Genomic DNA, 14755 nt, shown 5'->3' with positions numbered 1-14755 from the left:
TTCGTCCGATCAGAAAAGGCTTTCGCGCACATACACAACATCATCACTCTGCAGTGGCAACGCCATTTCGGGTTCCATCGTATCAACCTGGCCCGATGCGTTGCGGCGATGCAGCCGGATGCGCTTGTCGGTGCCGCGCAGCGTGATGCCGCCACCCTGGGCAAGCGCCTGCATGACCGACATGCCGCGCTCCAGGCGATAGGCCCCCGGGCGATTGACCTCGCCATAGATGTAAAACACCGGGGCGCGATGGACGTAAACCATGTCGCCGCCCTGCACTGCGATGTCCGATTTCATGCCGTCCGGCTGGAACAGCGAAGGCACGTCGATTTCCTTGCGGAACGGCTCGCCGTTGCGCGTACCGACCAGCGTCACCACGTCAGCACCATTGACTGACGCACCACCGGCGATCGCAAGGATGTCGGTTACGGTCGTACCTGCAATCTCGATCGGGTAGCGCCCCGGACGATTGACCTGCCCGAGCACCGAAACCTGGTTACCGCGGATCTGCAGCACCAGCACGTTGACCTGAGGCTTCAGCACGAAGCCGCCTTCGCGCAGCTTGTCTGCGATCAACTTCTCGGTTGCCGGTAGCGTGAGGCCGCCCACGTTGACCGCCCCGATCAGCGGATAGGTGATGCTGCCGTTCTCGGTCACCCGCGTTTCAACGGTGAGATCGGGATTCTGGAACACGGTCACCCTGACCACGTCGCCGGAACCCAGCGCATATTCACGGGCATCGACCGCATGGGCCATCGGCAGCAGGAGTGCGCTGAACCAGAATGCACACAGCAGGCGCAAAAACTTCGTCATGGTGGACCTATCCAGGTGATGAAGGTGACTGAAGCCCTCCGCAGGAGGGCCGGAAAGCGCGGCCGGACGTCGTCCTACTTGAGACCCGACAAGCCCTTGTCCACCGCGGTGCCTGCCTCCGGCGACACTGCCGAAGGCGTTTCCGTCGCAGATGCCGGCGCAGCGGGCGCCGCCGGCACATCGGCTGGCGCACTGAATTCACCGAGGTACTCGATCTTGCCCGAGTCACGCAGCTTCTTGACCTCGGCCTTCGCCAGTTCGGTCTTGCGCTGATTGAGCAGGAACTGTTCGATCACCGGCTGCGCCGCCTTCTCGTCGACAGGCACGCTGCGCGACGCCGCCACTTCAAGCAGCAGTATCGTGTTTCCGGTCCGCACCATGCCAACCTGACCATCGTTGAGCTTGTGAATGTTCTTGACCATTTCCAGCGGCAGCTGCTCGGCCGGCTTGGTCACCGCGTTGGCCGTGAAGCGTACATTCTCGGAACGCAGCCACTCGGCAACCTGCTGCATGTTGCGCGGTTCCGCCATGTATTGCTGCAGCTTCGGCATGAATTCCGGGCCCGCCTGGATCGCAAGCTCGCGCAGGCTGAAGATGCGCCGTTCGGAAAACAGTTCGGGATGTTCGGCATAGTAGGTACTGATGTCGGACTCGGTCGGCTTGGGCGCGGCCGCTGAAACCTGTTCGAGGTAGGCGCGGGAGAGCACTTCGCGCTTGGCGGCTTCGATCGCCTGCAGGGTTTTCGGATCGCGGTCGAGCTTCTTGTCGATCGCCTGCTGGACAAGCAATTCCTGATCGATCAGCCGTTCCAGCACCTGTCGGCTCGCTGCCTTGGCCTGTTCGGGACTGCTCACATTGGTGCGTTGCATGACCTGATTGATCTGATGCACCGACACTTCGCCGCCGTTGACCTTCGCTGCGACCTGTGTGGCGACCTTCTTGTCACCGCTCTCTCCGCCGCACGCCGCCAGCATTGCCGTCGCCAGAATGGAAAGAACGAGTGCTCGACCTGCGTGGTGTGACATGTTGTCCCCGAAAAATTTGTTGCGGATTTGTGACACTTAGGTCGATTGCCAAGATAGCCCAAGTCCTCAAGCATTAACAGTACCCGCGCTGTGTTACGGCGCCATTGCGTGAAATGTTTCCGTAATGGAGCGGACTCCGGATGCGTGTTTGCACAATGTTTCAAGTTCAGCCGCGCACGCGCCTGCCGCCATACGGTCCCGGGCGTGAGCGATCAGGCAGGTGTGGCGGGCATGGCGGCACAGGCTAGAATCGGCGCTGATATCGCATCCGCTTTCACCATGTCCATTCCAGCCGATTCCTTTCTCAGCGCCCTGCAGGTTTTCGCGGCCCATGAACGCATGGATCCGCTGATGCTGCTGTGCAAACTTACCGAAGAATGCGGCGAACTGGCCGAAGCAGTGCTGGTCGAGCGCGGTTTCAAGCCGCACAAGACGCTGGAACCGGAAGCCGCCATCGCCGAAGCTGCCGACGTGCTGTTGTGCATGTTGCTGGTTCTGAGCCGGCTTTACCCGGGACTGACACCCGAACAGCTGGCCGCCCGGCTGTCGCAGCAGGCCGACCACAAACTCGCGCGTTACGTCGCGCGCCAGCCCGCACTGCGGGCCTGACCGACCATGCCGGTTTTTGAACTCAGTGCCTTGCTGGTCATCGGAGGCTTGATATGGTTGTGGCTGGACAGCCTCAGCGCCCGCGAAATCGGCATGGAGGCGAGCCGCGCCGCCTGCCAGGCCGACGGCGTGCAGCTGCTTGACGACACGGTGGCCATCCGCAAGGCCTGGCTGGCACGCGACGACAACGGACAGATGCGCATCCAGCGCACCTACGGCTTCGAATACAGCGATGACGGTACCCGGCGCCGGCAGGGGTCCGTCACCCTGATCGGCAAGCGTGTCGTGGCGCTGTACATCGCACCTCACATCATTTGACACGTCAGCCCTCAAATCGCCCGAGCACACCCGCCTGCCCATGACATTCATACTGGATTTCGCCTCGCCCAGCCGGCTGCCCCGACGTCTGGTGTTCGGCCCGCCGGTGGAGATCGTGCGTGCCGAAACGCCGGCTGCGGTCAGGCCGGCCCTGCAGCGGGTTGCGCAGGCTGCACGCGACGGTCTGCATGCGACGGGTTTCGTGGCCTACGAGGCCGCCCCGGCGTTCGACCGCGCCGCCCGCGTATTGCCGGGCAATACCTTGCCGCTGGTGTGGTTCGGCCTGCACGAGGCACCGCTCGATGCGCCGCCCCATGCGCCAGGCGCCTTCTCGGTTTCCGAGTGGACGCTGGACACCCCGCGCGAGCGCTACGAACTGTGCATCGAGGCCATCCATGCCGCGATCCGGCGCGGCGACGCCTACCAGATGAACTACACCATCCGCGCGCTGGCCTCGTTCGAGGGCGATGCGCGGGCTTTTTACGAGCGGCTGCGCGTCGCCCAGCAGGCTGACTTCTGCGCCTTTGCCGACATCGGCAGCCACCGCATCCTGTCCGCCTCGCCCGAACTGTTCTTTTCCTGGCAGGACGGCGTGCTCACCACACGACCGATGAAAGGCACGGTACGGCGCGGCCAGTTGCCGCGCGAGGACGCTGAACTGGCGCGCTGGCTGCGTGACTCGGAAAAGAACCGCGCCGAAAACCTGATGATCGTGGACCTGCTGCGCAACGACCTGTCGCGGCTGTCGATGCCCGGCGGCGTTCAGGTGCCGCATCTGTTCTCGATCGAGAACTACCCGACCGTGCTGCAGATGACATCCACCATCACCGCGCGCACGCGCCCTGAAGTGACGCTCGAGGATGTATTCGCCGCGCTGTTTCCGTGCGGTTCGATCACCGGCGCGCCCAAGCTCAAGGCGATGGACATCATTTCGGATCTGGAAACCACACCGCGCGAGGTCTATTGCGGCGCGATCGGCCATATCGCACCGGGCGGTGCCGCCCGGTTCAACGTCGCGATCCGCACCGTCACGCTCGATGTGGCCAGCGGCCGCATGTGCTGCGGTCTGGGCGGCGGCATCACATGGGATTCGGTGGCGGCCGACGAGTACGAGGAAGTGCGCACCAAGAGCCGTTTCCTGTCCCGGGCCGCGCGGGATTTCGAGCTGCTCGAAACCTTGCTGCTTGAAGATGGCCAGTACGCGCTGCTGGAACGACACCTGTCGCGGCTTGCCTCGTCGGCGCGCTTCTTCGGCTTCGACGCCCCCGATGCGGCCCGCGCGGCACTCGAAGCCCATGCGCTGCGCCACCCGACAGGCCGCTTCCGCGTGCGCCTGCTGTATGGCGCCGATGGCGCCGTGCGGCTCGACAGCACGGCCGCCGGCAGCGCCGACACGCGTGCCTGCAGCGTGCGTCTGGCGGTCGAACCCGTGTCGCGCGCCGAACCTTTTCTGTATCACAAGACAACCCGGCGCTCGGTCTATGACGCCCACTTCTCGCACTGTGCCGGCTCCGCGTTCGATGTACTGCTGTGGAACGACGCCGGCGAACTGACCGAGTTCACACGCGGCAATCTGGTGCTCGATATCAATGGCGAACAACTGACGCCCCCCGTCTCCAGCGGCCTGCTCGATGGCACCTTGCGGCGCGATCTGGTCGACAGCGGCGTGCTGCGCGAACAGGTGCTGACGCGCGACGATATCGCCCGTGCGCAACAGATGTGGTTCATCAACAGCGTACGCGGCTGGATACCCGTCAATCTCGACGAGAGCCCGGCCGACACCACACCGGTACCGGTGCCCGCCTACGCAGACCCGTTCGCCGGTGACCGTGACGCGGGCTGAGTCAGCGTTGCGACGCCTGTTCCTGCTGGCCCTGACGCCGCTGTTCGTCGGCTGCAACGGCAGTTTCTCGCCGCACTACTACTGGCAGGCAGCCAGCGGACAGTTCGAACTGTGGCGACTGGCCAGACCGGTCGGACAGATCGGTGCCGACCCTGCCACACCGCAGACCTTGCGCGAAAGGCTTGCGCTGGCGGTCGAGATCCGCGACTGGGCCAGCCGCGAAATGGCGCTGCCGGACAATGGCAGCTACCGTCGTTACGCCGATCTGGGTCGGCCCTACGTCGTGTGGAACGTGTTTGCCGCCGATCCGCTGTCGGTGCAGCCGGCCCAGTCCTGCTTCCCCATCGCGGGCTGCGTCAGCTACCGCGGCTTCTTCGGCGAAGCCGACGCGCGGGCCTACGCCGATGCACGCCGCGCTGAAGGGCTTGACGTGCATGTCGGCGGCGTACCTGCCTACTCCACCCTCGGCTGGTTCGACGATCCGCTGCTGAACACCTTCGTGCACTACCCGGAAACCGAACTGGTGCGGCTCATCGTGCATGAGCTGTCGCATCAGATCGTCTATGTGCGCGACGATACCGAGTTCAACGAATCCTTTGCCAGTGCGGTGGAAGAGGAAGGTGTCCGGCGCTGGCTGATGCGCCCGGGCAAGGACGCACTGCGCGCAGGTTTCGAGCGCAACCAGCGCATCCGTGCCGATTTCGCCGCACTGGTATTGAAGTACCGGGAAGCGCTGGATGAGGTCTATCGGTCGTCGTCGAGCGACGCCGAAAAACGCCGTGAAAAGGCGCGCCTGATCGGGGCGCTCGGCGATGAATACGCCCGCGTGCGCGAACGCGACTGGGGTGGCTTTCGCGGCTACGACCGCTGGTTCGCGCAGGACATCAACAATGCCACCCTCGCGTCGATCGGCCTGTACAGCGCAGCCAAGCCTGCCTTCACGCGGCTGATCGATGCGTCTCCCGACCTGCCTACCGTCTGGGCGAGCTTGCGCGCGCTGGCCGCATTGCCGCGCGACGAACGGCGCGCCCGCCTCGATCTGCCCCCGGCAAAGGAACCGGCCCGATGAACATCGATGACGCACGCCACCTGCAGGCGCTGATCCGCACCATTCCCGACTTCCCGTCGCCCGGCATACAGTTCCGCGACGTGATGCCGCTGCTGGCCGATGCGCACGGTTTCTCGCTGGCACTCGAGGCCCTGGCCGAAGGCGTCGCGCCGCACAGCATCGATCTGGTCGCCGCCATCGAAGCAAGAGGATTCCTGCTCGGCGGCGCCGTCGCGCAGCGGCTCGGCTGCGGTCTGCTGCCGGTACGCAAGCCGGGGAAACTTCCCGGTCCGAACCACGGCATCGACTACGCGCTGGAATACGGCAGCGACCGGCTGGAAATGCAGGTCGGCGCGGTGAAGCCGGGTGCCCGGGTACTGGTGATCGACGACCTGATCGCCACCGGCGGCACCGCACTGGCCTGCGGAGAATTGATCGCCCGGGCCGGCGGCGACGTTGCCGGCTTCCGCTTCCTGATCGATCTGCCCGCCCTCGGCGGCACGGCCCGGCTCGCCGCGCAGGGCTGGGACGCGCGGGCGCTGCTGCGCTACTGAAGGGCGTTCAGAAAACGTACTGCAGCGACGCGGACACGCTGCGCACGCGGTACTGGAAGAACTGGTTGTTCGATTCGCGCTCATCACGGCGCACTTCGACATTGGCCGACAGGTTGCGCTCGATCGCCCACGTTGCACCGAGACTGTAGGTGGTCAGATCTTCCTGACGCGGCGTGCCGTCAAACCCGAGTGCGGTGAAGAACGTATCGCCCTCGCCGTCGCGTGCCACCCATTGCGCCCGCCCATCTACCCGGAGCTTGCCGGTGGCCTGCCAGATCGGCGCGATGGAATAGGTGGTGGTGCGGAAATAGCTGGAAAAGTTGTCATCGAGCGCCGAAATCTGCCGCTCGGCCTGGAAATTCACGGCCGTATGCCCGGTCGGCTGCCATTCCCAGCCGACCCGGCCGTAGACATCGTCGTAATCCCGCTGTGGCACATTTTCGTGCTCCCGCTTCGACTGGCCGATGGCGCCCGACAGTCGGGAGTGGCCGACCGGCTGCCAGCGCACACGCAATTCGATGTCCTTCTGCTTGTAGGAATTGGTCTGGTTCAGGATCGGCAGGCGCTGCGGATAGTCGCCGTCGCTGCGCCGCCCGAGCAGTTCGAACTGCGTGCCGCCGCGCGTCGTGTAGCGCACGCCGGCTTCCAGCCGTTCGATGTCGAAATCGTTGCGGCGGCGTATTTCCGTGCTGTTGCGCTGGTTATCCTTGCCCACGCCGCCGAACAGCGACCAGTAGGCATCGATCTTGTATGCACCGTCGAAACGCAGCGTTTCCGCATCGATAATGTTCTTGGTGAGCACGGCTGAACGGAAGTCACCGAAGCCGCCCAGGTATTTGCGGTTGGTGTAGCGGAGATTGCCCGAAAAGTCGCTGCCGACCTGCATCTGCCAACCGGCGACGATATTCTGGCCGTCGTAGTCGAGCACGGACAGATCGTTGTAGCGCACCGCCGATTGCGAGGCGCTTGCAGTCAGGCGCTGGCGGCCGATCGTCTTGTCGGCCGTCACGCCGAGCGTGGCGGTCCAGCTGTGGTCGCCGCGCGGCGTGTTCGGACCGAAAGACGTCGGCTCCTGGCCGTCAGGCAGATAGAACACATTGTCCTGATACTGCCAGGCACCGGACGTCACGAGACTGAATACATCGCCTTCCCCGGCAAGCGCGGAAAACGGGGCAATCAGCATCAGCAGGCACTGCAGCGAGCGCGGAAGAAGCGATAAGTTATTGTTCATTGCACTAAAATAGTATGGCCGCAGACTGTGACGCTTTCCTTGCCAGCGCGTAAATCGTAAAAATCGTATAACCGCAGTCCGCTATTCTACGGCGACGCGTCTCCCCAAGATCTCCCCAAGTTTGAATACATCGGTTTCTATCTCAATGCTCGCCAAGTTTGAGCGTAACACTTCCGTATTGCGGGCACCGCTAAGTCTTCCCGGAATGGTCGAGATGTTCCTCGACCCGCTCTCGCTCATCCTTTCGCTGATCGCATGCGCCCTTTATTTCGGCGATATCGTCGACGCGCGCTACGTCGTGCTGTCGCTGGTGGTGTTCTCGCTGTCCTTCCCGGGCTCGTCGCTGCTCAGCATGCGGCCGCGTCGCGTCGTCCGGCAGTGCGTCATCAACTGGATGCTCATCTCGTTCATCCTGCTGTTCTTTGGTTACGCGAGCCAGTACATCGAAAACTTTCCGATCGATGTCGTGCTGGCGTGGCTCGTGGCCGCGCCGGCGACCCAGCTGGTGGCCCACTTCACCGCACGGGCCTACCTGAAACGGTCTGCCGCGCAAGTGGAGAACCAGACCCGGGTCATCATCGTCGGCTGCAACGACATCGGCGTTCAGCTGGCCGAACAGTTTTCCTTCAACCCCTTCCTCGGCATTCATTGTCTTGGCTATTTCGATGACCGGTCGCCGGAGCGCATCACGCAACTCAACGGGCATCCGCTGCTCGGGCGCCTGAGCGAACTCGCCGCCTATGTGAAGGCGCATCGCATCGACCAGATCTATCTGGCGCTGCCGATGGCCAGCCAGCCGCGCATCCTCGCTTTGCTCGACGATCTGAAGGACACCACGGCCAGCGTGTTCTTCGCACCGGACATTTTCCTGACCGACCTGATCCAGGGCCGCATGGACTACGTGGCCGGCGTGCCGGTCGTGGCGGTGTGCGACACGCCGTTCACCGGCATCAACGGCCTGGTGAAGCGCAGCAGCGATGTGGTGCTGTCGTGTCTGATCCTGCTGCTCATTTCGCCGCTGCTGCTGGCGATCGCCATCGGTGTGAAGATGACTTCACCCGGACCGGTGCTGTTCCGGCAGCGCCGCTACGGCCTCGACGGCCGTGAGATCGTGGTCTACAAATTCCGCTCGATGACAGTGCAGGACGATGGTGCGGTGGTGAAGCAGGCGACGCGAAATGATCAGCGCATCACGCCGTTCGGCGGCTTCCTGCGCCGCACCTCGCTCGACGAACTGCCGCAGTTCTTAAATGTGCTGCAGGGGCGGATGAGCATCGTCGGTCCGCGACCGCACGCCGTGGCGCACAACGAAACCTACCGCAAGCTGATCAAGGGCTACATGGTCCGCCACAAGGTCAAGCCGGGCATCACCGGCTGGGCGCAGGTCAATGGCTATCGCGGCGAAACCGAAACGGTGGACAAGATGCAGAAGCGCATCGAGTTCGACCTGGAATACCTGCGCAACTGGTCGATCGGCCTTGACCTGTGGATCATCGTAAAAACCGTTGCGGTGGTGTTCAAGGACCGCAATGCGTACTGAGGCCGTGAAGCGCCCGCCGGTCGTCCAGTGGCTTGCAATGGGGGTCGCCACGGTGATGATCGCCAGTCTGGTCAAACTGGGCGAAACCGAGCTGGCGGTCGGCCTGATTCCCAGCCCATGGGACAAGCTCGCGCACATGGCCACCTTCGGCACCATCGCCTTTTCACTCTGGCTTGCACTCGGTCAACGCTGGCTCTACAGCTGCGCCGTCTTCGCATTCGCGATCGCGTTGTACGACGAATGGCGCCAACTGACGCTGCCCGGCCGAGAAGCCGATCTGGCCGACCTGCTTGCGAACGGCGTCGGCATCGTTCTTGCCGTGCTGCTTGCCCGGTACATCGTGGCCCGAGGCATCCGTTCATGACGCGCGGATGGTTCGTTCTTCTGCTTGCCGGCCTGCCGCTGCTGGCGCAGGCCAACGGCTCGGAATACCGGCTCAGGCTGGGCGACGGCACGACCTATCGCCTGCTCCAGCCGGAACTGTTGCGGCTCAGCGAAGTGGAACAGCGGGAAGCCAGGCGGCAGGCACTGAGCGGGCTGCCATTCGCCGCGCAGATCGAACAGGCGGCCGTGGCAGGCGGCATCGATCCCGAACTGCTGCATGCCGTCGTACAGGCGGAGTCCGCCTACAACCCGCACGCAGTGTCTCCCAAGGGCGCACTCGGTCTGGCGCAGATGATGCCGGCGACCGCGCGGGCCTATGGCGTGACCGACGCCCTGAAGCCGGTCGACAACCTGCGCGCCAGCGCACGTCACCTTCGCGATCTGCTTGATCACTTCGGCGACGTCGAACTGGCACTTTCTGCCTACAACGCCGGCGCCGGCGCGGTCCGCCGGTTCGGTGGCATGCCGCCCTACGCGGAAACGCGCGCCTACGTGCCGCGCGTGAGCGACCGCTACGAAGCGCTGAAGCGCCTCGCTGCACCGCCCGAGCCGGTCGTGCCACCCAGTCCCTACAAGCTGCGCGCCGACAGCAGCGAGATGCGCCTGATCCAGTCAGCCAACTGATGCACGCCAGTCTGCCGCCGGCGCTGGATGTCGCCATCGTCGGCGGGGGTCCGGCCGGTCTGATGGCCGCCGAAGTGCTGTCGTCCGCCGGCATCCGGGTCGACCTGTTCGACGGCAAGGCTTCGGTCGGTCGCAAGTTCCTGCTCGCCGGCAAGGGCGGGCTCAACCTCACGCACAGCGAAGCCCTGCCGCAGTTCATCGAACGCTTCCGCGAGCGCAGCGACGACATCGCGCGCTGGCTGGCCGGCTTTGACGCAGACGCCCTGCGCGCGTGGTCGCACGGGCTGGGCGTCGACACCTTCATCGGTTCTTCCGGCCGCGTCTTTCCACGCGACCTGAAGGCCGCGCCGCTGCTGCGCGCTTGGCTGACACGTCTGCGTGCGGCCGGCGTGCACTTCCACATGCATCACCGCTGGACAGGCTGGGACGACGAGGGTCGTCTGTGCTTTCACTCGCCGGACGGCGATGTCGCCAGACCGGCAGCAGCCACCCTGCTCGCGCTGGGCGGCGCGAGCTGGCCGCAACTGGGTTCGGATGGCAGCTGGTCGACGCTGCTCGAAAGCCGTGGCGTCGCGGTGTCGCCACTGCGTGCGGCGAACTGCGGCTTCGACCTTGCGTGGAGCGCCCATTTCGCGCAGCGGCATGCGGGGGCACCACTGAAGAATGTGCGTATCGGCTTCACCGACGCGACAGGCCGGTCGATATCGCGCAGCGGTGAATGCCTGATCAGCGCGAGCGGACTGGAGGGCAGCCTGATCTATGCGCTGTCTGCCGCGCTGCGCGAACGGCTCGACGTCGACGGCTTTGTCGATATCGCACTCGATCTGCTGCCGGCGCACGAGCCGGCGCGCGTGCTGGCCGAAGCCGCCCACCCGCGCGGCGCGCGCTCGCTGTCGTCGCATCTGGCCGGACGACTGGGCATCAACGGGGCGAAAGCCGGGCTGTTGTTCGAGGTACTCGACAAAGCGGCACTGAGCGATCCGGCGCGCATCGCGGCAACCCTCAAAGCCCTTCCGCTGCGCCTGACCGCCACCCGGCCGGTGGCCGAAGCCATCAGCACCGCGGGCGGCGTGACGCTGGAGTCGCTCGACGCCGACCTGATGCTCAAGGCACGGCCCGGCGTGTTCTGTGCCGGTGAAATGCTCGATTGGGAAGCGCCGACCGGCGGCTATCTGCTGACTGCCAGCATGGCCAGCGGTCGCGTCGCGGCGGCCGGCATGCTCAGGCGGCTTGCCGCCGCGCCGCGTCAGGCCGCACTTCAGGCCGAGTGATAGCCGAGCACACGCTCGACTTCGTTCTTCGACCCCAGGATGACCGGCACCCGCTGATGCAGCTTTTCCGGCTGCACGTCGAGGATGCGCTGATAGCCGGTCGTCGCTGCCCCGCCGGCCTGTTCGATCAGCATCGCCATCGGGTTGGCTTCATACATCAGGCGCAGCTTGCCAGGCTTGGTCGAGTCTTTCGTATCCTTCGGATACAGGAAAATGCCACCGCGCGTCAGGATGCGATGCACGTCGGCCACCATCGAGCCGACCCATCGCATGTTGTAGTCCTTGCCGCGCGGGCCGGTCTTGCCGGCGATCAGTTCGTCGATGTAGCGTTTCACCGGCGCTTCCCACGAACGCGCGTTCGACGCATTGATCGCATATTCCTTCGTATCGTCCGGAATGCGCATGTTGGCGGTGGTCATGACGAAACTGCCGGTTTCGCGATCCAGCGTGAAGGCATGCACGCCCTCGCCCAGCGTCAGCACGAGCTGGGTCGCCGAACCATACACCGCATAGCCGGCAACCAACTGGCGCGTACCCGGCTGCAGAAACGCGCTTTCATCCACTGCTGCGGCACCGCCATTGGCAAAATCCGGGCAGCGCAGCACCGAAAAGATGGTGCCGGTCGAAATGTTCACATCGATGTTCGACGAGCCATCGAGCGGATCGAACAGCAGCAGGTACTCGCCCTTGGGGTAGCGGTTCGGAATCTGGTGTGGCGCGTCCATCTCCTCCGACGCCATCGCGGCAAGATGACCGCCCCACTCGTTCGCCTCGAGCAGGATTTCATTGGCGATCACGTCCAGTTTCTTCTGCACCTCGCCCTGCACGTTCTCGCCCCCGGCCTCCCCGAGCGAATTGGTCAGTCCGCCCTTGCCCACCGCGTTGCCGATTGCCTTGACTGCACGTGCCACCACCTCGACCAGAAAGCGCAACTCGGCGCTGATGCGCTCACCGTCGCGCTGTTGCTGGATCAGGAACTGGCTGAGGGTGATGCGGGACATGGGGTACGGCTCCGTGGGGTCAGAAAATCGATTATCGTGCACAGCACCATGAAACACCTCGCAGGATTTCACGCCGACTGCCGTTTCGACCTTGTTTTTGGTTGCAGGTCGGTGCTCACACAAGGAACCTGCAGACTGCCAGAACAGTCCTGAGGGTGTCCTTCAGAATCAGATCCGCATGCACATACTCGTTCTAGGTGCCGGCGTCGTCGGCATCACCACCGCCTGGTATCTGCGCCAGGCGGGACATTCCGTCACTGTGGTCGACCGTCAGAAGCAGCCGGCCATGGAAACCAGCTTCGCCAATGGCGGCCAGATTTCGGTCAGCCACGCCGGCCCCTGGGCCACGCCGCAGGCGCCGGGCATCGGTCTGCGCGGCATGGGTCGCTCGACCGCGCCGGTGCGCTTTTCGCCGACCGTGAACCATCGCCAGTGGCGCTGGATGGCCGCTTTCCTGCTGCAATGCCGTCCCGGACGCGTGCGGGCCAACACCGATGCGCTGGCGCGGCTGGCCATCCGCAGCCAGGTCGAACTCGGCCTGCTGCGGCGTACACAGCAGCTGGACTACGCGCACGCCGAAAGCGGCATCCTTCATGTGTTCTTCAACCGCAAGGAGCTGGCCCACGCACAGCAGCGCGCGCGCATCCTGCACAAGCACGGCATCCGGATCGACGTCTGCGACGCCGCGCGCTGCATCGACATCGAGCCGGCACTCGCGTCGAGCACGCGCAACCTGATCGGCGGGCTGTTCGCGCCGAACGACGAATCGGGTGACGCCTGCGCGTTCACCCGCCAGCTGGCGCAGCGCTGTGCCGACGCCGGTGTTGTTTTCCACTACGAAACCACGGCGGACAGCCTCGATATGCACGAAGGCAGGGTGCGCGGCGTGGCTGTCCGCGATGCACGCGGCGTGCGCGGTTTGTTGTGCGCGGACCAGATCGTGTGTTCGCTGGGTACCCACACGCGCGCACTGGTCGAACAGCATGGCCCGCGCCCGGCGCTTTATCCGATCAAGGGCTACTCGATCACCTTTCCGGCCGGTCCGAATGCGCCGCGCGTCAGCATCACCGATGAAGAGCACCGTATCGTGATGTCCCGTCTTGGCGACACCATCCGCGTGGCGGGTCTGGCCGAGCTGGGAGGTCACACCGTCACCGTGGAGGACGAACGTGTGCGGCTGCTGACCGGACTGACCCGCACGCTGTGTCCGGATGCCGGCGATATCGATGCCGCGCAGGCGTGGGCCGGACTGCGCCCGTGCACGCCGGGCAATGTGCCGCTGATCGGCCGCAGCCGCATACCGGGGCTCTGGTACAACACCGGCCACGGCTCGCTCGGCTGGACGCTGGCCTGCGGCTCGGCCCGCCTGCTCGCCGATCTCGTCGACGGCGGCAGCTCGGACATCGAATTCCCCCACCTGACCGGCAAGCGTCACTGACGCGCCGGCGCCCGACCGGACACTCCCATGCGCGCAGCCTTCTACGACCAGACCGGCCCGGCCCACCAGGTACTGCAGGTGGCAGAGTTGCCCGATCCGGTCCCGGCGGCGGGCGAGCTGCGGGTCAGGCTGCAGTGGTCCGGCGTCAACCCGTCCGACGTCAAGGCGCGCGCCGGCCTGCGGGCGGGCGGCATGCCCTTTCCGCGCATCGTTCCGCACAGCGACGGCATGGGCATCGTCGACGCGGTCGGGTCGGACGTCAGTACGTCGCGGATCGGCGAGCGGGTCTGGCTGTGGAACGCTGCATGGGGACGCGCCTGCGGCACTGCGGCGCAGTTCATCACGCTGCCGCAGGCGCAGGCGGTTGCCCTGGCTGACCCGATCAGCGGCGAAGCCGGCGCCTGCCTGGGCATTCCGGCGACCACTGCGTTGCACGCACTGCTTGCGCTCGGCGGCGTGGCCGGCAAATCTGTACTGGTGGCGGGCGGTGCCGGCGCGGTCGGTCATTACGCCGTGCAGTTTGCAAAACTGCTCGGCGCACGGCAGGTCATCGCGACCGTCAGCAGCGCGGCCAAGGCGGGACTTGCCCGCGATGCCGGTGCCGACCGGGTCATCGACTACCGCACCGAGGATGTCGCCGCGCAGGTGGCCGACGCGACCGGCGGCCGGGGCGTCGACCGCATCGTCGAAGTCGATGTGGCCGCCAATGCCGTCATGGACATCGGACTGGTGCGTCCGGGCGGCGAATGGCTCGTCTATGGCAGTGGAACGCCGCAGTTTTCGCTGCCCTTTTTCGCCCTGGCGGCCCGCAACATCACGCTGCGCGTCATCCTCGTCTACACGCTGGACGAAGCCGAGCGCCGCGCGGTGATCGACACCCTGACCCGGCTGCTGGCGACCGGCCGCGTGATCCACCGCATCGCGGAACGCCTGCCCCTGTCGCAGATCGCCGACGCACATGCCCGGATCGAACAGGGCCAGGTGGTCGGCAACATCGTGCTGGCGCTCGACTGAGCTTCAGGTACCCGGGCGCGCAGCCCCGCGCGCAATGGATGT

At 65.2% G+C, this 14755-nt stretch carries 15 protein-coding genes; 11 read left to right on the top strand and 4 right to left on the bottom strand.

Annotation, left to right across the window (positions count from 1 at the left end; all coding sequences use genetic code 11):
• Positions 1 to 9 precede the first annotated feature (9 nt).
• Together epsE and NMQ14_RS12075 are read right to left on the bottom strand one after the other, a co-directional pair.
• Positions 10 to 813: a polysaccharide export protein EpsE gene (epsE, locus tag NMQ14_RS12080; protein ID WP_257096490.1), complete on the bottom strand. Its 804-nt coding sequence runs from the start codon at positions 811 to 813 to the stop codon at positions 10 to 12.
• 74 nt (positions 814 to 887) lie between these two features.
• Positions 888 to 1838, bottom strand: coding sequence for an EpsD family peptidyl-prolyl cis-trans isomerase (locus NMQ14_RS12075; protein ID WP_257096489.1), 951 nt, complete (start codon positions 1836 to 1838; stop codon positions 888 to 890).
• 204 nt (positions 1839 to 2042) lie between these two features.
• Between NMQ14_RS12075 and NMQ14_RS12070 the strand changes: the two genes are divergently transcribed.
• The 5 genes from NMQ14_RS12070 to NMQ14_RS12050 are packed head-to-tail and all read left to right on the top strand — an operon-like array spanning position 2043 to position 6210.
• On the top strand, positions 2043 to 2447 hold the full coding sequence (locus NMQ14_RS12070; protein WP_257096488.1) for a hypothetical protein: 405 nt from the start codon (positions 2043 to 2045) through the stop codon (positions 2445 to 2447).
• 6 nt (positions 2448 to 2453) lie between these two features.
• The gene (locus NMQ14_RS12065) at positions 2454 to 2765 is read left to right on the top strand and encodes a DUF3301 domain-containing protein (protein WP_257096487.1); all 312 of its coding nucleotides are present in this window, start codon (positions 2454 to 2456) and stop codon (positions 2763 to 2765) included.
• A 40-nt stretch (positions 2766 to 2805) separates the two neighbouring features.
• Positions 2806 to 4608: an aminodeoxychorismate synthase component I gene (gene pabB / locus NMQ14_RS12060; protein WP_257096486.1), complete on the top strand. Its 1803-nt coding sequence runs from the start codon at positions 2806 to 2808 to the stop codon at positions 4606 to 4608.
• 7 nt (positions 4609 to 4615) lie between these two features.
• Positions 4616 to 5677 carry an aminopeptidase gene (locus tag NMQ14_RS12055; RefSeq protein WP_257096484.1) on the top strand — a complete coding sequence of 354 codons (1062 nt, stop codon included), beginning with the start codon at positions 4616 to 4618 and terminating at the stop codon, positions 5675 to 5677.
• Positions 5674 to 6210 carry an adenine phosphoribosyltransferase gene (locus tag NMQ14_RS12050; RefSeq protein ID WP_257096482.1) on the top strand — a complete coding sequence of 179 codons (537 nt, stop codon included), beginning with the start codon at positions 5674 to 5676 and terminating at the stop codon, positions 6208 to 6210. The genes NMQ14_RS12055 and NMQ14_RS12050 overlap by 4 nt, the downstream gene beginning before the upstream one ends.
• A 7-nt stretch (positions 6211 to 6217) precedes the next feature.
• On the opposite strand, the gene epsL is transcribed toward NMQ14_RS12050, so the two are convergent.
• Positions 6218 to 7393: an XrtB/PEP-CTERM-associated polysaccharide biosynthesis outer membrane protein EpsL gene (gene epsL, locus NMQ14_RS12045; protein ID WP_257096480.1), complete on the bottom strand. Its 1176-nt coding sequence runs from the start codon at positions 7391 to 7393 to the stop codon at positions 6218 to 6220.
• Between the two features lie 253 nt (positions 7394 to 7646).
• On the opposite strand from epsL, the gene NMQ14_RS12040 reads away from it, so the two are divergent.
• The 4 genes from NMQ14_RS12040 to NMQ14_RS12025 are packed head-to-tail and all read left to right on the top strand — an operon-like array spanning position 7647 to position 11260.
• On the top strand, positions 7647 to 8981 hold the full coding sequence (locus NMQ14_RS12040) for an undecaprenyl-phosphate glucose phosphotransferase (protein ID WP_257096478.1): 1335 nt from the start codon (positions 7647 to 7649) through the stop codon (positions 8979 to 8981).
• 4 nt (positions 8982 to 8985) lie between these two features.
• Positions 8986 to 9345 (top strand): VanZ family protein, encoded by a 360-nt coding sequence (locus NMQ14_RS12035; RefSeq protein WP_257096476.1) that lies wholly within the window; start codon positions 8986 to 8988, stop codon positions 9343 to 9345.
• On the top strand, positions 9342 to 9989 hold the full coding sequence (locus tag NMQ14_RS12030) for a lytic transglycosylase domain-containing protein (protein ID WP_257096474.1): 648 nt from the start codon (positions 9342 to 9344) through the stop codon (positions 9987 to 9989). Before NMQ14_RS12035 ends, NMQ14_RS12030 begins: the two co-directional genes overlap by 4 nt.
• A complete protein-coding gene (locus NMQ14_RS12025; protein WP_257096472.1) occupies positions 9989 to 11260 on the top strand; it encodes a TIGR03862 family flavoprotein in 1272 nt (423 codons plus the stop codon). The genes NMQ14_RS12030 and NMQ14_RS12025 overlap by 1 nt, the downstream gene beginning before the upstream one ends.
• Here the strand turns inward: NMQ14_RS12025 and NMQ14_RS12020 are convergent.
• A complete protein-coding gene (locus NMQ14_RS12020) occupies positions 11248 to 12261 on the bottom strand; it encodes a class 1 fructose-bisphosphatase (protein ID WP_257096470.1) in 1014 nt (337 codons plus the stop codon). The genes NMQ14_RS12025 and NMQ14_RS12020 overlap by 13 nt on opposite strands.
• Before the next feature lie 178 nt (positions 12262 to 12439).
• Here NMQ14_RS12020 and NMQ14_RS12015 point away from each other — a divergent pair, with 178 nt between their 5' ends.
• Both NMQ14_RS12015 and NMQ14_RS12010 read left to right on the top strand, forming a co-directional pair.
• Positions 12440 to 13699, top strand: a complete 1260-nt coding sequence (locus NMQ14_RS12015) for a D-amino acid dehydrogenase (RefSeq protein ID WP_257096469.1) — start codon at positions 12440 to 12442, stop codon at positions 13697 to 13699.
• A gap of 27 nt (positions 13700 to 13726) precedes the next feature.
• Entirely contained in the window at positions 13727 to 14713 is a 987-nt protein-coding gene (locus tag NMQ14_RS12010) for an NADPH:quinone reductase (protein WP_257096468.1), read from the top strand.
• Positions 14714 to 14755 lie beyond the last annotated feature (42 nt).

This window comes from Methyloversatilis sp. XJ19-13 (genome assembly GCF_024580155.1).
Classification (GTDB): domain Bacteria; phylum Pseudomonadota; class Gammaproteobacteria; order Burkholderiales; family Rhodocyclaceae; genus Methyloversatilis.
The sequence above is the reverse complement of the archived record's forward strand: the minus strand, read 5'-3'. Positions and strand labels throughout refer to the sequence as shown.